The organism is Vibrio sp. THAF64, from assembly GCF_009363455.1.
GTDB classification, from domain to species: Bacteria; Pseudomonadota; Gammaproteobacteria; order Enterobacterales; family Vibrionaceae; genus Vibrio; species Vibrio coralliilyticus.
On sequence record NZ_CP045355.1, the window covers coordinates 1,256,809 to 1,276,327 of the forward strand.

Below are 19,519 nucleotides of genomic sequence, written 5' to 3' on the forward strand. Positions count from 1 at the left end.
ATTATCGCGTTGTATTTGACGAAAAAACCTCTAATGGCCCTTTGATCGTAAGACTGAAACTGATTCTGCAGATTGGCCAACATTACACAATTTCATCGGGGCGAATTCTTCGACTCGAAACATAGTTTTTATCTTTAGAGGAAAGTTGCTGTGACTCGAATTATCGTAGTAGGTGGCGGTGCAGGCGGATTGGAGCTTGTTACCAAACTAGGTCGTACATTAGGTCGAAAAAGACGGGCAAAAGTGACCCTAGTGGATCGCAAAGCCAGTCATTTATGGAAACCACTTTTACACGAAGTGGCAACAGGTTCTTTGGATGAGGGTGTTGATGCGTTAAGCTATCGCGCCCATGCGAAAAACCACCACTTTGATTTCCAGATGGGTAGCCTTGAGGACATCGACAGAGAGCGCAAAGTTATCACGCTGGGCGAGCTAAGAGATGAACATGATGAGCTTTTGATGCCAGGCCGTGAGCTTGAATATGACATCCTTATCATGGCGTTGGGCTCCACTTCTAATGACTTCAATACTCCAGGCGTAAGAGAGCACTGTATTTTCCTTGATAGTACAGAGCAAGCTTATAAATTCAGAACTGAGATGAACAATGAGTTCCTCAAATTACACGCCAAGCATGGTCATGGCACTGTTGATATTGCAATTGTAGGTGCGGGCGCAACAGGCGTTGAATTATCAGCAGAACTTCATAATGCCGTGAAAGAGCTTCGAACCTATGGCTTTGGTGATCTCGATTCCAGCAAGCTAAACGTCAATCTGATCGAAGCTGGTGAGCGTATCCTACCTGCATTGCCAGCCAGAATTTCCAGCGCTGCACACCACGAGTTAACTAAGCTAGGTGTTAATGTGCGCACAACAACCATGGTGACGGAAGCGAGTGCAGATGGCCTCACTACTAAAGATGGGGAAAAGATTCCTGCCCAGATTATGGTTTGGGCTGCAGGGATTAAAGCTCCTGACTTTGTGAAAAATATTGGTGGATTGGAAACTAACCGAATCAATCAACTCATAGTGAAAGACACACTACAAACGACTCTCGATGATGATATTTTCGTAATTGGTGATTTGGCTCAGTGCACTCAAGCTGATGGATCATTTGTACCACCTAGAGCTCAAGCGGCGCACCAAATGGCGAGCTGCGCATTTTCTAATATTGTTGCTAAGCTCAATGGACGCGAACTGAAAGCTTATGTTTATAAAGACAAAGGCTCTTTGGTTTCTTTGAGCCAGTTTTCTACCGTGGGGAGCTTAATGGGTAACTTAACCAAAGGTTCTATGATGGTAGAAGGTCGTATTGCTCGAGTGGTGTACATTTCCTTGTATCGCTTGCATCAGATGGCTTTACATGGCTTGTTCAAAACAGCTCTGATCATTTTGATGGGGCGGATAAACCGAGTACTTCGCCCTAATCTTAAACTGCACTAATCATATCCAAAAGAAAGAGCACCATAGGGTGCTCTTTTTTTCGTTTTCTGGCCCTAAACCACCTTCTTTAGAAGGTGGTGATCGTTCTTTTGGGCTTTGCCCGAAGAACGCTCATGTTCAAGATGTCCTCGTTTGCAACCAACAAATGAAGGAAATAACGAACATGAGCAGATATGAATCCGCTTCACACGTTTATCATCGGTGCCAATATCATATTGTTTGGACACCTAAATATCGACTAAAGATTCTGAAAGGAAATTTAGGCAAAGAGCTGTATCGAAGTATCTACGTTTACAGCAATATGAAGAAATGCAAGGTTGTCGAGCTTAACGTCCAAATTGATCATGTCCATTTAGTCGTGAGGCTTCCGCCGAGCATGAGTATCTCAAATTACATGGGGTTTGTTAAAGGTCGTACAGCGATTAGGTTGTTTAACAAATTTCCGTATTTGAGAAAGAAAAAGCTCTGGGGTAATAAGTTCTGGCAACGAGGTTACTTTGTTGATTCGGTAGGGATGAACGAGGAAATTATACGTAGATATGTCAGGCACCAAGATCGTGTGGGGAAAGAAGAAGAGGAGCGACAAATGCTTCTAGGGTTAGATAAATAGCAGTGAGCCCCCTTATAGGGGGCCAACCAAAGCCACCTGCTATGCAGGTGGATTTTTACTTTACTCATTCTAAGGCAGTGAATTAACGAATATTTAAAAATGGAACTCCGCTACATGTGCGATCGGGCTCTCCTCTTTATTTTTTGTATTGAGAGACAGATTCCCGACAATCTGGTACTCATTACCTAGGCGTTTGACCTTTAGTGATAGTCCGCCAATAAAGTGGAGTTGGTAACTGGTAACGATACTTTGCATACAGCCGTTTACGTCAAACAAATCGGTGACTTCATCAAAACAAGCCAATTTGTGGTTCTCCGAACCATCATTGAAGTAGTAGCTTTTTGATACTTTGGTATCGTCTAAGAGTAGTTTGAGCAGTGAGCCTACTGAGTCTGAGTTGAAGATGATCATATTGTTTTTCTTAGTTTTCTTTTAATTGGACGATCATACTATCTGACATCTTTGAAGAGCGGAGAGTTAAATAACTTTACTAAACGTTAAAATCTCTAAAGTTATTGTTATTCACTTTTTTTGAGATTATTTGTTGTTAGTTGGGATGATGGAATACACGAGCCCTTGCTTGGGCTGTCCATTGAATAGATAGCGGTTTGCGGCGCTTACTTCAAATACTGCACCACATGATTCGGCTAGTTTTTGGCTTGGAATATTGTCGGGATCGCAAACGACCTCAATACGCGTGATTTTAAGTTGCGCGAAGCAAAACTCGACTAATGCATTTAAGGCTTCTTTCGCATAGCCTTGTTTATGATACGAGTCGTTGAGCCAATAGCCTAAACTGGCCATATTAAAGGTGTGGTAAAGCTCATTGATTGCGACCATGCCAATCAGCGCACTATCACTGCGACGATAAAGACCAAAACCGTAGGCTTCTGATTTCACCCAGTTCAGTCGAGTGGCAAGAACAAAGCGTTCTGCCTCTTTAATCGTGAACTTATCATGGCACCAATCTATCCAGCGGTGAAGGCTGGGAGATTGAACGACACACTGAGCCAGCTTTTCAGCATCTTCTTGAGGAATCAGTTTCAAAACTAATCTGGGTGTGATGATGTGGTAATCCGGCCCCATAATGCTCCTTTATAGAAAAACAGCCCTTGAAAGGGCTGTGAAACGCTATTTAATTCAGGTTATTGTGCGACACGGCGGACCTGAATAATCATCCCTAGCAAAGGGTGATCTAAGAAGTGGGTTTCGGTGCTTCGCATACGGCGTTTTTGGTCCATGCGGTAGCTCTTTAGAAACTCTTCGGTATGCACTGTTGGCGTCACATCTTCCATCAAGCCGACTTGAACCGTGTCTTCGGCAACCATGTCGTCTGTGGGTGTGAACTCAAGAGGTTTTGCTTCGAATGTCACATCACGCACGCTTGGTGCTTTCAAGTCCAGTTTAACGTCCGCATAAAGGTAGTGCTCGACGTAAACTTGCAACTTGCCGTCCAACTCATAAAGTGGCTTTGCAATACTTTCTTCGGTGACTCCGTCAATGACCTCTGTACCAATATCTGAACCTTTCTGCGAACCGTCAGCATTGAATTGGCCAGAAAAATCTCGACCGGCCTGAATATGGAAGGTTGGCGCGACATAGCGGTTGCCGTCGCCTTGTCTCCATGCAGTATGCAAGAGCACCTTAAAGCCGGCGTGATTTTTTAGCTTCTGAGCTTGAGGGTTCAACTCATAGGATGAAGCGGGTAGCATTTCAACGCCTTTTTGCTGGCGGTAGCTAGCGTCATTGAAATTGCCGACTCGTTTCATTGAAATTTCAGGTACAGAGTTTGGCCAGGACTCAGCGGTTTGTTCTGGGTTTACCGCACGCTTAAAAATGATCACTTCTATATCAAATTGGCGCTGGGCCCATGAAGGCATCGCGACAACAAGAAGTAGTAGCGGGATCAGCTTTTTCATTACAACTCCATCATAAGGTGAGCGCACCTTGGAAAATAGTTAAGCCTGATCTAATCAGGCTTGTGGTAAAAGGTTCTGCTGGAACTCGCCCAACATATCACCAACAAATTGAATTCTCTTACGTCTGTCGACCAATGGTACCGTAAACTTGAACTTAGTTGGGCCTTCCATCGCGAATTTTTGTGGCTGAGATTGCAATAGTTTAACCAAATACATTGGATTAATGTCAGCGTCCGGATAGAACTCGATGAATCCACCTTTGTCGTGGGCTTCGATTTTCTTCACTTTTAGAGAACCAGCTTCAAGTTTCATTTCTGATACAGAAAGGAGATTCTTGGTTGCATCTGGCAATAGTCCAAAGCGGTCAATCAGTTCAATCTTAAGGTCGTCCAGTTCGGCTTTGTCTGATACGCTCGCAATCTGCTTATACATAGATAAGCGCGTGTTGATATCTGGAATATAGTCATCTGGCAGAAGGGCAGGTAGACGCATTTCTACCTCAGTCTGTTCTCTGAGTAACTCGTCTAAAGAAGGTTCTTTCCCTTCTTTCAGCGCTTCAACAGCCTGCTCCAGCATCTCCATATACAGCGTAAAACCGACAGATTGAATTTGCCCGCTTTGTTCATCCCCCAACAGCTCACCTGCACCACGGATTTCGAGATCGTGAGTGGCGAGTGTAAAACCTGCACCTAAATCTTCCAGTGATGCAATCGCATCTAGACGCTTAATGGCATCCTTAGTCATGGCTTTAGGGTGAGGTGTGAGTAAGTAGGCGTATGCCTGGTGGTGTGAACGACCAACGCGACCACGTAACTGGTGCAGCTGTGCCAGACCGAGGTTATCGGCTCTATCCATAATGATGGTGTTGGCAGTCGGGACGTCGATGCCAGTTTCAATGATGGTCGTACACACCAACAGATTAAATCGCTGATGGTAGAAGTCATTCATGATGCGCTCAAGCTCACGTTCGCGCATCTGACCGTGAGCCACGGTAATGCGCGCTTCAGGAATGAGCTTCTCTAAATCAGCAGCGACTTTTTCGATGGTTTCAACTTGGTTATGCAAGAAGTATATCTGCCCACCACGCATGATTTCACGCAGCACGGCTTCTCTTACAACGGCATCATCGCGTTGACGAACAAAAGTTTTAATCGCCAGTCGCCTTGCTGGTGGTGTTGCGATGATCGATAAATCGCGCATCCCACTCATAGCCATATTCAGCGTTCTTGGAATAGGCGTTGCTGTTAACGTCAGAATATCAACGTCTGCGCGCATCGCTTTCATTTTCTCTTTTTGTCGTACACCAAAGCGGTGTTCTTCGTCGACAATCAACAAGCCAAGGTCTTTGAATTTGATGTCGTTAGAAAGCAGCTTATGTGTACCAACCACCAAATCGACTTTGCCGTCTTCAATATCTTGCAGTACTTGCTTTTGCTCCTTCGCTGTTTTGAAACGTGACAGTACTTCGACTCGAATCGGCAAGTTAGCAAAGCGGTCTCTGAAGTTTTCAAAGTGTTGCTGGGCAAGCAGTGTGGTAGGAACTAAGACAGCCACTTGCTTACCGTTGTCCGTAGCAAGAAAGGCAGCACGCATCGCCACTTCGGTTTTACCAAAGCCTACATCACCGCATACTAGACGATCCATCGCTTTGGCTTGGCACATATCAGACATAACCGCGTTGATCGCCATGGACTGATCATCGGTTTCTTCGAAAGGGAACCCGGCTTTGAAAGTGGCGTACTGGTCACGGTCAAGGGCAAACTTATAACCCGGCTTAAGCTCTCGTTTCGCGTAAACATCAAGTAGCTCTGCTGCCACATCACGCACTTTTTCAGCGGCTCTGCGACGCGCTTTCGCCCAAGCTTCGCCACCCAGTTTATGCAGTGGAGCGGACTCTTCTGCGCCACCGGAGTAACGACTGATCAAGTTTAATGCCGCAACCGGTACGTAGAGCTTGGCGTCATTTTGGTATTCCAGTGTGACGTATTCGGTTGTCATTCCACCTGCTTCCAGCGTTTGCAGCCCGATGTAGCGGCCGATACCGTGGTCGATGTGAACGACAGGCTGACCGGGCTTAAGCTCGGCAAGGTTGCGTATGACGGCATCACTGTTTGTAGTTTTGCGATCTTTACGGCGACGCTGGATAACTCGGTCACCGAGTAAGTCACTTTCACATATCAAAGCAACCTGATTCTCTCCAAACAGGAATCCATGTTCAGAGGCGCCTAGTACTAAAGTGAATTTATCGTTGCTTTCTGTCGCGGCAGAGAAACTTTCGTGTTCGACCGGGCGAAGCTTTATGCGTTGCAACAGTTCAAGGAGTGCCTCGCGGCGGCCTTCAGATTCGACGGAGAAAACGATTTTACCAGTGAAGTTTTCACTAAACTGGCGTAGCGCCGACATCGGTTCCTTGTTTTGGTGCTGAACAGCCAATTCTGGTAATGGTTGAATAGTTGGGTTAGTACGCCCTTGTTTTTCCACAACCGCATCGGCAGAAAGTTGTATTTGAGGCAGCGTTTTAAAGCGACTAAAGAGCTCATCTTTCTTCAGCCACAACTCTTCTGGCGGCAACAGAGGTCTCAGTGGATCCACTTTGCGTTGGTCGTATCGGTAGTCGACATCACTGAGGAAGTGGTCGATGGCTGCTTCTAAATCACCGACCGTGATTAATTGGCTGTCATCGGCAATGTAGTCAAACAAGGTTTCGGTGTGCCCAAAAAACAGCGGTTGCCAGTACTCAATACCCGCAGGCCAAGTTCCTTTAGACACCTGCATGTAAACGGACTCGGGCTCACGTCTGGCTTCGAATCTCTGACGCCAGCGGATCCTGAAGTCTTCAATCGCACTCTCTGAAGTCGGGAATTCATGAGCTGGCAGCAGCCTGATCTCCTTTACATCGTTAATTGAACGTTGGTTTTCTGGGTCAAAAGTACGAATCGTATCAATTTCATCATCGAAGAAATCGATGCGGAATGGGTCACTGGCCCCCATAGGAAAGAGGTCTAAGATGGAACCGCGGCTGGCATATTCTCCAGGTCCAAAGACTTGATCTACGTGTCGGTATCCAGATTTCTCTAGCTGAATACGCAGTTTTTCCAGCGAGTAGAGGTCGCCAACTTTGACCATCAAGGTATGCTGCATTAGGAAGTCTCTAGGAGACTGTCTTTGGAGCAATGTGTTGATGGGAACGATGGTAATCCCACTGTTTTGTGTCGGGAGCTGGTACAAACGTGCGATACGATCCGAAATGATCTCCTGGTGAGGAGAAAAGTTATCGTACGGCAAGGTTTCCCAGTCAGGGAAAAGGGAAACTTCCTGCTGAGTAAACTGCTCGATTTCTTGCAACAGTTTTAAGGCTGTCTGTGGGTCAGCAACAGCGAGCAGAGTATGGCTAGAATGTTGATTAGCAAGTTCAGCAATCGCAAGGGCTAAACTTGCCCCTTGTAAATTGCCAACCTGTTTTTTGTCTCCGGCTCCGGATGGGTTAGCCAGATTAAAAAGCGATGTATTAGACATAATGGAATTATTGTTTGTCGCGATTTAGTGAACGCTGACGAAGTAATTTTTGTTGCTGGTAGAGAGCGGCTTTGATCAGGAGGTCTTCATCCTGATCGCGCAATAAATCGTATTTAACCGTAATAATGTATTGAGCATCTTGTTGTTCGCAGCTTTCAACATGGCCATAGCAATAAATAGCGGCTGATGGGTGCTCCATAAACATTTTGACTCGTGTTTTGGTATCGACTGCCAGTGCACTGTCAGCGGTATAGCTGAACTTGCTGGCACCAAATGACTGAGTGAGGTGTCGATACTGCTCATCATCTTGTTGAGACAGCATAAACGTCAGCAACAAGTTCAGCTTGGCATTTTGAGTATCAAGCAGTTCGATAACATGTCTGAAGTCGTTGTTTTTCAACTCAGTACGTGCATTGTCATTAAGAAGATCAAGATGGCTAAACTCGCTGGCCACCAAAAACGGTGCTGGAATTTCCCCTTCAAACTGATCAAAGCTTGGAAATGCCTGATCTTGAGTGAGAGGCTCAACATTCACGGTCATTTTGTGGTGTACAGTAAAGTATTCTTGATCAGACATGCGGAAATTCCTTTAAGTTATCCTTTGATTATCGCTATAAGAAGCAACTAATCAAGGTATGTCATTGTTTATCACACATTTTGACGCCTAATTAGCAATTAGGGGCTACAACCGCCTGCTATAAATCGTTACAGTAACGCCTATCAAACGTTATTGGTTTTATATATGTTCCATCCGGTTTCCACCTTTATCGGTCTGCGTTACTTGCGCGGGCGTTCCGGTGACAGGTTTAGTCGTTTTGTTTCCTATATGTCGACCGCAGGTATCACAATTGGTGTGATGTCTCTGGTGACGGTTCTTTCAGTGATGAACGGTTTTGAAGCTCAGCTCAAAGGTCGCATTTTGGGCGTACTGCCTCAGGCTATTGTGTCTGAAGCGGATAGCAAAACGCCTTATACCGCAATCCCTGACTTTGCCAAACAATTGTCTACTGCGGCGCATCCTGAGCCTATTGTTCAAAGTGAAGCGGTGATTCAAAGCTCAGACAACCTTTCTGCGGGTCTACTTATTGGCATCAAGCCTAGTGATCATGACCCGATTGAATCCCATTTAATTGCAGGCCGGTTGTCTTCTCTTCAGGCTGGCAAGTATCAGGTGTTCATTGGTCACACCCTCGCAAGAGCGATGGACGTGTCGCTTGGTGATAAAGTGCGTCTGATGGTGACCAGTGCGAGTCAGTTTACACCGCTGGGGCGTATTCCTAGTCAGCGTATCTTTACTGTGGCAGGCATTTACAACACAGGCTCAGATGTTGATGGTCAACTCATGCTAACTCATATTGATGACGCCGCGCGCTTATTGCGTTTCAAGAAGGACACCATCACTGGGTGGCGCTTGTTTTTCGATGACCCATTTGTGGTGGGCGAACTGAGTAAGCAGCCATTGCCCGAAGGTTGGCAATGGCAAGACTGGAGGGATCAGCGAGGCGAACTGTTTCAAGCCGTCCGTATGGAAAAAAATATGATGGGCTTAATGCTAGGTTTGATTGTGGGTGTTGCTGCATTCAACATTATTTCAGCTCTGATTATGGTCGTGATGGAAAAGCAGTCTGAAGTCGCGATTTTGAAAACGCAGGGAATGACAGATAGACAAGTTTTAGCGATTTTTATGGTTCAAGGTGCAAGCAGTGGAGTCATTGGTGCCATATTTGGTGGCACTTTAGGCGTGCTGCTAGCCAGTAATATTAATGCGCTACTTGAGAGCGCGGGCATTGCTTTGTTTGCCGTAGGAGGCGAACTACCGATTGTGATCAACCCTACTCAAATCAGTATCGTAGTTGCTTTGGCTATTGCACTAAGCCTATTAGCAACACTTTTCCCTTCTTACCGTGCATCTTCCGTTAAACCAGCTGAGGCTTTGAGATATGAGTAACCTGCTTCAATGTCACAATATATGTAAAACATACCGCGAGGGCTCTCTTGATACTCAAGTGCTAAAAGGCGTGAGCTTTGATTTAAAGAAGGGGGAGCTGGTGTCGATCATTGGCTCGTCGGGTTCAGGAAAAAGTACATTACTGCACATCTTGGGTGCCTTGGATGATACTACTCAGGGTGAAGTTACTTTTCTTGGCCAAAACCTTGCCCAGTTGAATTCGAATAAGCAAGCTAAGCTTCGCAACCAGCATCTTGGCTTTGTTTATCAGTTTCATCATCTCTTGGCGGACTTTAGTGCGCTGGAAAATGTTGCCATGCCACTGCTTATTGGCGGAACTAAAACAGCTAAGGCGAAAGAGGCGGCAAAAGCACTGCTGGATAAAGTCGGCTTGAGTCATCGCACGGATCACCGCCCGTCTGAGCTGTCTGGTGGTGAACGTCAACGTGTTGCTATCGCACGCGCATTGGTTAACAGCCCAGATTTGGTATTGGCCGATGAGCCGACCGGTAATTTGGATCATAAGACCGCGTTGGCAATCTACGATTTGATGCGTGAGCTTAATGAACAATCCGGGACCGCATTTTTAGTCGTCACACATGATGGAGAACTGGCGAGCAAGATGGATCGCCAACTGCATATGCAAGATGGCCTGTTGCTAAATGTTGAGGAGGCGTAATTTGTTCTCTTCACTTTCACTGTTTATTGGCGGCCGTTTTAGTCGTGCTAAGCAGCGTAATAAAATGGTGTCCTTCATCTCACTGTCTTCAACGATTGGTATCGCGGTGGGTGTAGCGGTGATCATCATCGGTTTGTCTGCGATGAATGGTTTTGAACGTGAACTCAAAGACCGAGTATTGTCCGTCATTGCTCATGGAGAGTTTGAGGGGGTTCGTGGCCCGATCGAGGAATGGCAGTCGGTTATTGAGCAAGCAGAGAAGCACCCTAAAGTTGAAGCCGCAGCACCTTACGTTAAGATCACTGCATTGGCTGAGAAAGGCCAACAACTTAAAGCGCTTGAAGTTCGAGGGATAGATCCAGATAAAGAATCTGCCGTTTCGAATATGAGCCAGTATATCGATAAAGCGGTCTGGTCTCAGTTTAAAGCGGGCGATAAGCAAGTGATACTAGGGCAAGGTGTGGCTGACTTGCTTGGGGTGTCGCGAGGTGACTACATCACCTTGATGATCCCAACTTCGGGTTCAGCAACTAAAGTTCAGGCTCCCAAGAGGGTGCGTGTGAGAGTCGCTGGGTTGCTAAAACTCAATGGTCAGATTGACCATAACCTCGCTTTAGTTCCTCTGCAAGATGCTCAGCAATACGCCAAATTGGGTGAGGCTGTTACAGGTGTGTCGTTGAAAGTGTCTGACGTTTTGAATGCGACGCAAATTGTGCGAGAGGCCGGAAACACGCTGAATGTGTATGTCTACTTACGCAGTTGGCAGCAAAACTATGGCTTCTTATATCGAGATATACAGCTCGTCAGAACAATTATGTATTTGGTGATGGTTCTGGTGATTGGTGTTGCTAGCTTCAATATTGTGTCGACGTTGATGATGGCGGTGAAAGATCGCGCCTCAGAGATTGCGATATTGAGGACCATGGGCGGTACCGATGGGCTAATTAAGCGGATCTTTGTTTGGCAAGGTGTGTTTTCTGGTGTTTTAGGCAGCGTTGTAGGTAGTATTCTTGGCGTAGCGGTTGCCATGAATCTAACCAAGCTGATTAAAGGGCTAGAAAGTTTAATTGGTCACCAGTTCTTGTCAGGTGATATTTACTTTGTCGACTTTCTTCCTTCTCAAGTCAACATATCAGACGTCTGCTTAGTGTCGGGGACGGCGATAGTGCTAAGTTTGCTTGCTACTTGGTACCCCGCATCGCGTGCTAGCAAACTCAATCCGGCGAGCGTGCTTAGTGCGAAATAACACTTCCGCTAAAAACAAAAAAGGACCTTTATGGTCCTTTTTCATTTTTAAATAACATCACTATTGCAATTGTTTGATTGCCCCGTCGAACGCTAAACAATTCGATTTTTACTTTTTAAGTAGTCCACCTAATCTGATCTTTCTTTGCTGCCAGCTTCGAACAACGGAATAGCGCCACAGAGCTTTGATACCGAAGTAGCCTGCAATAGCCGATACGATACCGCAAATCATGCAACCAAGTAGGAAAGGAGGTCCAATGGTACTCATTTGGTGCATGATGAACTCCCAAGAAAGCTCAAAGTGAAATGGCTGAGGTGGGATATGCATCACCCAAGCGCCAACTTTATAAGCAAAGTAAAACAGTACAGGCATGGTAATGGGGTTGCTCACCCATACTAAGGCGACGGAGAGCGGAAGGTTTACGCCACAAAGAATGGCTAAACCCGCAGACATAATCATCTGGCTGGGTAGAGGAACGAAAGCCATGAACAGGCCTACGGCAAATGCCCCAGAAGCCGAACGGCGATTGAGACACCAAAGATTTGGGTTGTACAGCACGTTGCCAAAAATTTTGAGTGCTTTCTGACGCTTTATTACTTCGTGGTCAGGCATAAAGCGTTTGATGAATTTTCTTGGCATAGGGAAATATGACTCTCTACTTAAATTACTGGACGCTTATATCGTTCTCTTTCCTTATATCAACCGCTCAGTTCTGGTGGTATATGCCAGCATGGGAGTGGTTGTTTCCCTGTATCTTGACCCTGATACTCAGTATAAGGTCAAAATCGCTAAGGTGGTGTGTTGGTCCTGTGTTCGCATGCCTGATACTAGTGATACACAGTAACCTTTTACGCCATCAGCAAGCAATGCTTTTCCAAGCAGGTCAGGATATTACCATAAATGCGGAGGTTGACAGCTTTTTTAAGCAAATAAGTCACGGCTTTCAAGGGGAAGTAGTGGTGAGATCAATTAATGGTGAAGAATTAAACACGTTTGCTCAGCCGCGAATAAGGCTTGCTTCTCCAATGATGCTTTCTCCCGGTGATGAGATTGGGGCCAGAGTCAGGCTTAAGCCTATTGTAGGTCTACTCAATGATGTTGGCTTTGATGCAGAAAAATATGCATTACAGCAGCGAGTAGTGGGTAGAGCGAGTGTTGTAATCAAAACGCCTTACTGGACTCGTCATGCTGATTCTACGCGTTATGAACTGTATCAACAAGTGTTGAACTCGGTAGAGTTTCTGCCAAGTAAAGGTTTGATTTTAGCACTGACGTTTGGCGTACGAGAGAGTTTGTCTTTCGAGCTGAAAGAGCAGCTAAAAGCGAGCGGACTGAGTCACCTTATCGCGATATCCGGTTTGCATATTGGCATTGTGTTTTACCTTGGCTGGTGCTTTGGCAAATTACTCCTTAGGCTTTTTCCCACAGCATTAGCTGCTCCGTTTGTTATAGCATTAGTGTGTGCTTATTTTTATGCTTGGTTAGCTGGATTCTCTATCCCCACCCAACGAGCATTGTGGACGTGTTGTCTGGCAGTGTTGTTGCTCCGCTCATTTAAGCGCCTCCCAGCAAGTTATAAATGGCTAATTATCCTATCTTGGCTTTTACTGACTGACCCGTTTGCAGCGGCATCATCAGGTCTTTGGCTGTCTATGTGGGCAGTCGCGATAATTTTGGTGTTTGTTTCGTTGCAGAATAGATTGTGGTCACCTTGGGTAAATGCGCTCGTGCTGCAACTGACTTTGGTTATTGGAATGACACCAATAGTGGCAATATCGTTTCAAGGCCTGAGCTTAGCCAGTTTCGCATACAACCTTATCTTCGTCCCTTGGTTCAGCTTCGTTGTCGTGCCGCTAAGTCTCTTGGCACTACTGGCTGAAACCGTTTTTAATGTATCAGTGTTCTGGCAATGGGTTGATATCACTATTGAGCCCGTATTCTATGCACTTTCTTTCGCTGACAGCAGTTGGGTTCCATTAAGCCACTTTCTGACGGTTTTGTTCGTCGGGGCGCTGTTGCTGCTGTTGTTCTCTACTTTTCTTAGCATCCAAGGGAAAGCGCTATTTATATTGTGTGCGTTGGTTTGGGTTATCGACTGGAAAGAGAAGCCGGTATGGCAAGTCTTCGTTTTGGATGTTGGTCATGGCTTGGCTATTGTAGTGAAGCAAGGTTCACGAGCCATAGCCTACGATACCGGAATTGCTTGGGAGAGGAGCAGCATTGCTGCGCAGGTGATTACGCCTTTCCTTCATTATCACGGTGTCAGTAAACTGGATATGTTAATTATATCTCATACCGATGGTGACCATGCAGGTGGCCTAGAGGTGTTGCTACGCGACTGGCAGCCGGAACTTCTAATGGCTAGCCAGCAACTTACCCGAGCTCAAATGTGCCTAAAGGGGAATATACTCGCATGGGGCGAGTTAACATTGGAGTTTTTGTGGCCGGTTGAATCAGTGCAACGTGCCTATAATCCTCATTCGTGCGTGGTGAGAGTGTCCCACCCAGAATACAAACAATCAACTCTGTTGCCCGGAGACATCGACGCGATTGTCGAATGGCTTCTTGTCAGACAACCTGATGCGCTTCGTAGCGATGTTTTGGTTGTCCCACATCATGGCAGTAAAACGTCTTCCATACCGCGGTTTATTGAAGCGGTTAGCCCCAAGGTGGCCATCGCTTCATCTGCGTTGTATGGAAAGTGGCGACTCCCAGCTCCTAATGTGGTCAAACGTTATACAGACAGAGACGTACAATGGTTTGATACGGGGTCTTACGGTCAAGTTAGTGTCAATTTCTATTCAAACCATTGGAAAATTGACGCGATAAGAGAGTGGAAAGGGCTGGCTTGGTATAGGCAGATGCTACGTAAGGGAGTAGAATAGACCGAATATTGTAAGAAAAATAAGCAGTTCTATGTCTCTTAATCAAGATGAAACGACCCTGCAAACTTTTAAGCGTTTATGGACTTACATTCGCTTGTACAAAGCAGGTTTGGCTGTAGCGGTCGTTGCTCTCATTATCAATGCGGTAGCCGACACATATATGGTGTCACTCCTAAAACCTTTGTTAGATGAAGGTTTTGGCGATACCGAATCTAATTTTCTTCGCACTTTGCCTTTCATTGTCTTCGGTATGATGGTTATTAGAGGGCTGAGTGGTTTCGTCTCTTCTTATTGTTTGAGCTGGGTTTCAGGTAATGTTGTGATGTTGATGCGTCGACGAATTTTCAGCCAGTTCATGCACATGCCAGTGTCTTATTTCGATAAAGAATCGACTGGTGGATTGCTATCTCGCATTACCTATGACTCAGAGCAAGTTGCAGGGGCGACTAGCCGAGCTTTAGTGAGTATTGTACGTGAAGGCGCGAGTATCATAGGCTTACTGGTTCTAATGTTCTGGAACAGTTGGCAGCTTTCATTAGTGCTCTTCATTGTGGCGCCTGTCGTCGCTTGGGCTATTGGTATCGTGTCAAAACGTTTCCGTAAGATCTCTAAGAGTATGCAGGATACGATGGGGCATGTGACGGCCTCCGCTGAGCAAATGCTTAAAGGGCACAAAGTGGTGCTTAGCTATGGTGGACAGAACGTTGAACGCGAGCGCTTTGATACCGTGAGTAACCAGATGCGTCAGCAATCGATGAAGCTGGTCGCGGCTCAGGCGATTGCAAATCCGGTGATTCAGATAATCGCATCGATTGCTCTTGTTGTTGTTTTGTTTCTAGCGAGTGTTGATTCAATCAAAGAGCAACTGACTCCTGGTACGTTTACTGTGGTTTTCTCTGCGATGTTCGGTCTACTGCGCCCACTTAAAGCACTAACCAATGTTACGTCGGAGTTTCAGCGTGGTATGGCTGCAAGCCAGACCTTATTTGCGTTGATGGATCTGGAAACAGAGCAAGATAACGGTAAGTACGAAGCTAAGGCCGTGCGTGGTGAAGTTGCAGTTAAAAATGTCACATTTACCTACCAAGGCAAAGAAGCACCAGCGCTGCGTAATGTCAGCTTTGACATACCGAAAGGAAAAACGGTCGCACTTGTTGGTCGTTCAGGTTCCGGTAAGAGTACCATTGCGAATCTCTTTACTCGATTCTATGACGTAGATTCAGGCAACATTGAGCTCGACGGACATGACGTACGTGATTACAAACTGACTAACCTACGCAGCCATTTCGCTCTAGTGTCGCAAAATGTCCACTTATTCAACGATACCATTGCCAACAACATCGCTTATGCCGCGACGGATGAATACAGCCGAGAGCAGATTGAAGAAGCTGCTCGCTTAGCTTATGCAATGGACTTTATCGACAATATGGACGATGGGCTTGATACCGTTATTGGTGAAAATGGTACTAGTCTCTCAGGTGGCCAGCGCCAACGAATCGCTATCGCGCGTGCCTTGTTACGTGACGCGCCAGTTTTGATCTTGGATGAAGCAACCTCTGCACTTGATACTGAATCTGAAAAAGCGATTCAATCTGCGTTGGATGAGTTGCAGAAAAATAAAACGGTACTTGTTATCGCACACAGGCTGTCAACGATTGAAAGCGCTGACGAGATTTTGGTAGTTGATGAAGGTGAAATCGTTGAGCGCGGTGACCATAGCACTTTGATCGAAAAAGATGGCGCCTACGCACAGCTTCATCGGATACAGTTTGGTGCTTAAACCGTGATTGAAAAAATCTGGTTTGAAAACCATCCTTTACGCTATGTTTTGTGGCCATTGTTATGGCCACTCAGTTTAGTATTTGGAGTTATCAGTCGTTCGAGGCGCCAGGCATTTGTATCTGGGAGTAAATCCAGTTACAAAGCACCAGTTCCTGTTGTTGTGGTCGGTAATATTACCGCTGGTGGCAATGGCAAGACTCCTGTCGTTATTTGGCTGGTGGAGCAATTACAATCCATGGGTTACAACCCCGGGGTGGTGTCTCGTGGATATGGTGCTAAAGCGCCGAGCTATCCACTCATTGTTGAAGAACAAACACCGACCAAGCACTGTGGTGATGAGCCCAAGTTAATTTTCAAACGAACGGCAGCTCCTGTAGCGGTATCTCCGGTACGAAGTGATGCAGTCAAAGCTTTATTGCCTCTTGGCGTTGATATTGTCATTACAGATGACGGCTTACAGCACTATGCGTTACAAAGAGACATTGAAATCGCAGTGGTAGACGGTAATCGTCGCTTTGGCAGTGAGCAACTGATACCACTTGGGCCCTTACGTGAGACAACGAAACGGTTGAGCGAAGTCGATTTCATCATTACTAATGGTGGAAAAGCTCACGAGAACGAAGCCGCCATGGCTCTGACACCGAGTTTGGCAGTGAACTTAAAAACCCGAGAGAAAGCCCCTGTCAGTCAACTTGAACAGCTGGTGGCTATGGCCGGCATTGGTCATCCACCGAGGTTTTTTAACACATTAGAAAGTCTCGGTGCGAGCCCAGTCGTCACTCAAGGCTTTTCCGATCATAAAAATTTTGAACCATCAGAGTTGCAAACCTTGGCTAGCCGCGGACAACATCTGATCATGACAGAAAAAGATGCAGTAAAATGTGCCAGTTACGCAGAAGAAAACTGGTGGTATCTTCCAGTGACTGCTAGCTTTAGTCCCCAAGATGAGACGCGCATTTTAAGTAAGATTAAAGAGGTTAAAGAAAAGTATGGACCATCGACTGCTTGAGATTGTAGCTTGCCCTGTATGCAAAGGTAAGCTTACGTTCGACAAAGACAAACAAGAGCTGATCTGCAAGTTGGACCGCCTTGCTTACCCGATTAAAGAAGGTATCCCGGTCCTACTGGAGCCTGAAGCGCGCCAAATGAGCATGGAAGAGGGGCGATAATGTCATTTACCGTCGTTATACCTGCACGTTATGAATCAACACGTTTACCAGGTAAGCCATTAGCTGACATTGGTGGTAAACCAATGATTCAGTGGGTCTACGAGCAATCACTGCAGGCTGGTGCTGAGAAAGTTGTCGTTGCGACTGACGATGCGCGAGTGGAGAGTGCGGTACAAGCATTCGGTGGTGTGGTTTGCATGACATCCTCTGAACATGAATCGGGAACTGAGCGTTTAGCTGAAGTTGTGAAAGTCATGAACATTCCGGACGATCATGTGATCGTGAATGTACAGGGCGATGAGCCACTGATTCCGCCAGCAATTATCACGCAAGTTGCGAGTAATCTAGCGAGCAGCCAAGCTCCTATGGCAACGTTAGCAGTTGAAATTTCCCATGAAGACGAAGTCTTTAACCCGAATGCAGTGAAAGTTTTGACAGATAAAGATGGTTATGCGATGTACTTTAGTCGTGCGACTATCCCGTGGGATCGAGATAACTTTGCCAATGGTGGCAAGGTGATTGCTCAACCTCTGATGCGTCACATCGGTATCTATGCTTATCGCGCGGGGTTCATCAATACCTATATCAACTGGGAACCAACTGCTCTAGAGAAAATTGAGAGTTTAGAGCAGCTTCGAGTATTGTGGTATGGTGAGAAAATTCATGTCGAGGTGGCTAAGCAAGCGCCACCTGCTGGCGTTGATACTCCAGAAGATTTAGAAGTAGTGAGGAAGCTCATTGCTCATCAATAAAGAAAAGGCCCGTTAGGGCCTTTTTAGTTGCTATATCTTTCCATCATAGTCGTTACGTTTTGGGCATGTACCCAGAATTTCACGTCGCCCTGACTCTTTAACTTCTTCTAGTATGACGTCAAACCCCCATAGCCGATACATGTGCTTTAATACTTCGTCGTAGCTATCATCGAGTGGAATACGATCATGTGGGACATATTGAAGTGTCAGTGAGCGATCACCTCGTACATCAACGTTAAAGACCTGAATATTCGGTTCTAAACTGCTGAGGTTGTACTGGCCTGCCAGCTTCTCTCTGATTTCTCGGTAACCCAGATCATTGTGAATCGCGGTGACTTCGATGTAGTTCTTTCTGTCATCATCAGTAATAGCGAAGAGTTTAAAGTCGCGCATTAGCTTAGGAGATAGGTACTGGCTGATGAAGCTTTCATCTTTAAAGTTTTTCATTGCAAAATGAACTGCTTCTAACCAATCGGTCCCCGCCAGTTCTGGGAACCACTCTTTGTCCTCATCCGTAGGCTCTTCACAAATTCTACGAATATCACGGAACATCGCGAACCCAAGAGCATAAGGGTTGATACCGCTGAAATAAGGACTGTTGTACGCAGGTTGCGCGACAACACTCGTGTGGCTATGTAGGAACTCAAGAATGAAGCGTTCTGTCACCAATCCTTCATCGTACATATGGTTAAGAATGGTGTAATGCCAGAATGTAGCCCAACCCTCGTTCATTACCTGAGTTTGTTTCTGAGGGTAGAAGTATTGGCTGATTTTGCGAACGATACGTACGATCTCTCGTTGCCATGATTCTAGCAGCGGTGCGTGTTTTTCAATGAAGTATAAGATGTTTTCCTGAGGTTCAGAAGGGAAGCGAATCTTGGACTCTTCCTGTTCGACTTTACCTTTAGGGACGGTTCTCCATAGATCGTTCACTTGGGATTGAAGATACGCTTCGCGCTCCTCCTGACGCATTTTTTCTTCCGCAATAGAGATTTTCTCTGGGCGTTTATATCGGTCTACGCCGAAATTCATTAAGGCATGACAGGAATCTAAAAGCTCTTCTACTTCTTTTACGCCGTATTTTTGCTCACAATCCGCAATGTACTTTTTGGCGAACAATAGATAGTCGATGATAGAGCTAGCATCTGTCCAAGTTTGGAATAGGTAATTGCCTTTGAAAAATGAATTGTGTCCGTAACAAGCATGCGCCATCACCAAAGCTTGCATGGTGACGGTATTTTCTTCCATCAGATATGCGATACAAGGATCGGAATTGATCACGATCTCGTAGGCTAGGCCCATTTGGCCATGCTTATAACCCTGCTCGGTTTGGATAAATTTCTTGCCAAATGACCAGTGATTGTAATTGATTGGCATACCAATGCTTGAATAGGCATCCATCATCTGCTCAGAAGTAATGACTTCGATCTGATTAGGATAAGTATCTAATCGATAATGCTCTGCAACACGCTTTATCTCAACGTGATAGCGTTCGAGGAGATCAAATGTCCAATCTGGGCCATCTGGCAGTGTCTTTTTCTTGGTTGGCTTTTTGGTTTTTGTTGTCATAGTG

At 45.8% G+C, this 19,519-nt stretch carries 17 protein-coding genes; 10 read left to right on the forward strand and 7 right to left on the reverse strand.

The genetic code is table 11. From position 1 onward, the window contains the following. The first annotated feature begins 150 nt into the window (after window positions 1-150). Entirely contained in the window at window positions 151-1,440 is a 1,290-nt protein-coding gene (locus FIU99_RS05655) for an NAD(P)/FAD-dependent oxidoreductase (RefSeq protein ID WP_006959069.1), read from the forward strand. 163 nt (window positions 1,441-1,603) lie between these two features. Continuing rightward, window positions 1,604-2,050 carry an IS200/IS605 family transposase gene (gene tnpA / locus FIU99_RS05660; RefSeq protein WP_039951144.1) on the forward strand — a complete coding sequence of 149 codons (447 nt, stop codon included), beginning with the start codon at window positions 1,604-1,606 and terminating at the stop codon, window positions 2,048-2,050. 93 nt (window positions 2,051-2,143) lie between these two features. Here the strand turns inward: tnpA and FIU99_RS05665 are convergent, their stop codons facing one another. The 5 genes from FIU99_RS05665 to FIU99_RS05685 form a co-directional block, all read right to left on the reverse strand. Next, window positions 2,144-2,461, reverse strand: coding sequence for a hypothetical protein (locus FIU99_RS05665; RefSeq protein ID WP_006959068.1), 318 nt, complete (start codon window positions 2,459-2,461; stop codon window positions 2,144-2,146). Window positions 2,462-2,587: 126 nt separating this feature from the next. Further along, window positions 2,588-3,136, reverse strand: a complete 549-nt coding sequence (locus FIU99_RS05670) for a GNAT family N-acetyltransferase (RefSeq protein WP_006959067.1) — start codon at window positions 3,134-3,136, stop codon at window positions 2,588-2,590. A gap of 59 nt (window positions 3,137-3,195) precedes the next feature. Further along, window positions 3,196-3,969, reverse strand: a complete 774-nt coding sequence (locus FIU99_RS05675; protein WP_006959066.1) for a peptidoglycan binding protein CsiV — start codon at window positions 3,967-3,969, stop codon at window positions 3,196-3,198. A 54-nt stretch (window positions 3,970-4,023) separates the two neighbouring features. Further along, entirely contained in the window at window positions 4,024-7,485 is a 3,462-nt protein-coding gene (gene mfd, locus FIU99_RS05680; RefSeq protein ID WP_006959065.1) for a transcription-repair coupling factor, read from the reverse strand. 7 nt (window positions 7,486-7,492) lie between these two features. Then, a complete protein-coding gene (locus tag FIU99_RS05685; protein WP_006959064.1) occupies window positions 7,493-8,062 on the reverse strand; it encodes a hypothetical protein in 570 nt (189 codons plus the stop codon). A gap of 165 nt (window positions 8,063-8,227) precedes the next feature. Between FIU99_RS05685 and lolC the strand changes: the two genes are divergently transcribed. Genes lolC through lolE form a run of 3 tightly spaced genes read left to right on the forward strand, consistent with a single transcriptional unit; the run spans window position 8,228 to window position 11,358 of the window. Further along, complete coding sequence (gene lolC / locus FIU99_RS05690) at window positions 8,228-9,433, forward strand: lipoprotein-releasing ABC transporter permease subunit LolC (protein ID WP_006959063.1); 1,206 nt, start codon at window positions 8,228-8,230, stop codon at window positions 9,431-9,433. After that, a complete protein-coding gene (lolD, locus tag FIU99_RS05695) occupies window positions 9,426-10,112 on the forward strand; it encodes a lipoprotein-releasing ABC transporter ATP-binding protein LolD (RefSeq protein WP_152472092.1) in 687 nt (228 codons plus the stop codon). Before lolC ends, lolD begins: the two co-directional genes overlap by 8 nt. 1 nt (window position 10,113) lies before the next feature. Then, window positions 10,114-11,358 (forward strand): lipoprotein-releasing ABC transporter permease subunit LolE, encoded by a 1,245-nt coding sequence (gene lolE, locus FIU99_RS05700; RefSeq protein ID WP_006959061.1) that lies wholly within the window; start codon window positions 10,114-10,116, stop codon window positions 11,356-11,358. 108 nt (window positions 11,359-11,466) lie between these two features. Here the strand turns inward: lolE and FIU99_RS05705 are convergent, their stop codons facing one another. Next, complete coding sequence (locus tag FIU99_RS05705; protein WP_006959060.1) at window positions 11,467-11,997, reverse strand: DUF2062 domain-containing protein; 531 nt, start codon at window positions 11,995-11,997, stop codon at window positions 11,467-11,469. A gap of 8 nt (window positions 11,998-12,005) precedes the next feature. Between FIU99_RS05705 and FIU99_RS05710 the strand changes: the two genes are divergently transcribed. Genes FIU99_RS05710 through kdsB form a run of 5 tightly spaced genes read left to right on the forward strand, consistent with a single transcriptional unit; the run spans window position 12,006 to window position 17,946 of the window. Next, window positions 12,006-14,243: a DNA internalization-related competence protein ComEC/Rec2 gene (locus FIU99_RS05710; RefSeq protein ID WP_006959059.1), complete on the forward strand. Its 2,238-nt coding sequence runs from the start codon at window positions 12,006-12,008 to the stop codon at window positions 14,241-14,243. 31 nt (window positions 14,244-14,274) lie between these two features. Then, window positions 14,275-16,023, forward strand: a complete 1,749-nt coding sequence (gene msbA / locus FIU99_RS05715; RefSeq protein WP_006959058.1) for a lipid A ABC transporter ATP-binding protein/permease MsbA — start codon at window positions 14,275-14,277, stop codon at window positions 16,021-16,023. A 3-nt stretch (window positions 16,024-16,026) separates the two neighbouring features. Continuing rightward, the gene (lpxK, locus tag FIU99_RS05720; RefSeq protein WP_006959057.1) at window positions 16,027-17,034 is read left to right on the forward strand and encodes a tetraacyldisaccharide 4'-kinase; all 1,008 of its coding nucleotides are present in this window, start codon (window positions 16,027-16,029) and stop codon (window positions 17,032-17,034) included. After that, complete coding sequence (locus FIU99_RS05725; RefSeq protein ID WP_006075338.1) at window positions 17,015-17,194, forward strand: Trm112 family protein; 180 nt, start codon at window positions 17,015-17,017, stop codon at window positions 17,192-17,194. The genes lpxK and FIU99_RS05725 overlap by 20 nt, the downstream gene beginning before the upstream one ends. Further along, the gene (kdsB, locus tag FIU99_RS05730) at window positions 17,194-17,946 is read left to right on the forward strand and encodes a 3-deoxy-manno-octulosonate cytidylyltransferase (protein ID WP_006959056.1); all 753 of its coding nucleotides are present in this window, start codon (window positions 17,194-17,196) and stop codon (window positions 17,944-17,946) included. Before FIU99_RS05725 ends, kdsB begins: the two co-directional genes overlap by 1 nt. Window positions 17,947-17,976: 30 nt before the next feature. Here kdsB and FIU99_RS05735 read toward each other — a convergent pair whose 3' ends face one another. Then, window positions 17,977-19,515, reverse strand: a complete 1,539-nt coding sequence (locus FIU99_RS05735; RefSeq protein ID WP_006959055.1) for a SpoVR family protein — start codon at window positions 19,513-19,515, stop codon at window positions 17,977-17,979. Window positions 19,516-19,519: the final 4 nt, after the last annotated feature.

Bases quoted from the DNA above. Each gene is read 5' to 3' on its own strand.
- tnpA (WP_039951144.1), top strand. From the start codon at position 1,604: ATGAGCAGATATGAATCCGCTTCACACGTTTATCATCGGTGCCAATAT.
- FIU99_RS05665 (WP_006959068.1), bottom strand. From the start codon at position 2,461: ATGATCATCTTCAACTCAGACTCAGTAGGCTCACTGCTCAAACTACTC.
- FIU99_RS05670 (WP_006959067.1), bottom strand. From the start codon at position 3,136: ATGGGGCCGGATTACCACATCATCACACCCAGATTAGTTTTGAAACTG.
- FIU99_RS05675 (WP_006959066.1), bottom strand. From the start codon at position 3,969: ATGAAAAAGCTGATCCCGCTACTACTTCTTGTTGTCGCGATGCCTTCA.
- mfd (WP_006959065.1), bottom strand. From the start codon at position 7,485: ATGTCTAATACATCGCTTTTTAATCTGGCTAACCCATCCGGAGCCGGA.
- FIU99_RS05685 (WP_006959064.1), bottom strand. From the start codon at position 8,062: ATGTCTGATCAAGAATACTTTACTGTACACCACAAAATGACCGTGAAT.
- lolC (WP_006959063.1), top strand. From the start codon at position 8,228: ATGTTCCATCCGGTTTCCACCTTTATCGGTCTGCGTTACTTGCGCGGG.
- lolD (WP_152472092.1), top strand. From the start codon at position 9,426: ATGAGTAACCTGCTTCAATGTCACAATATATGTAAAACATACCGCGAG.
- FIU99_RS05705 (WP_006959060.1), bottom strand. From the start codon at position 11,997: ATGCCAAGAAAATTCATCAAACGCTTTATGCCTGACCACGAAGTAATA.
- FIU99_RS05710 (WP_006959059.1), top strand. From the start codon at position 12,006: ATGACTCTCTACTTAAATTACTGGACGCTTATATCGTTCTCTTTCCTT.
- msbA (WP_006959058.1), top strand. From the start codon at position 14,275: ATGTCTCTTAATCAAGATGAAACGACCCTGCAAACTTTTAAGCGTTTA.
- FIU99_RS05725 (WP_006075338.1), top strand. From the start codon at position 17,015: ATGGACCATCGACTGCTTGAGATTGTAGCTTGCCCTGTATGCAAAGGT.
- kdsB (WP_006959056.1), top strand. From the start codon at position 17,194: ATGTCATTTACCGTCGTTATACCTGCACGTTATGAATCAACACGTTTA.
- FIU99_RS05735 (WP_006959055.1), bottom strand. From the start codon at position 19,515: ATGACAACAAAAACCAAAAAGCCAACCAAGAAAAAGACACTGCCAGAT.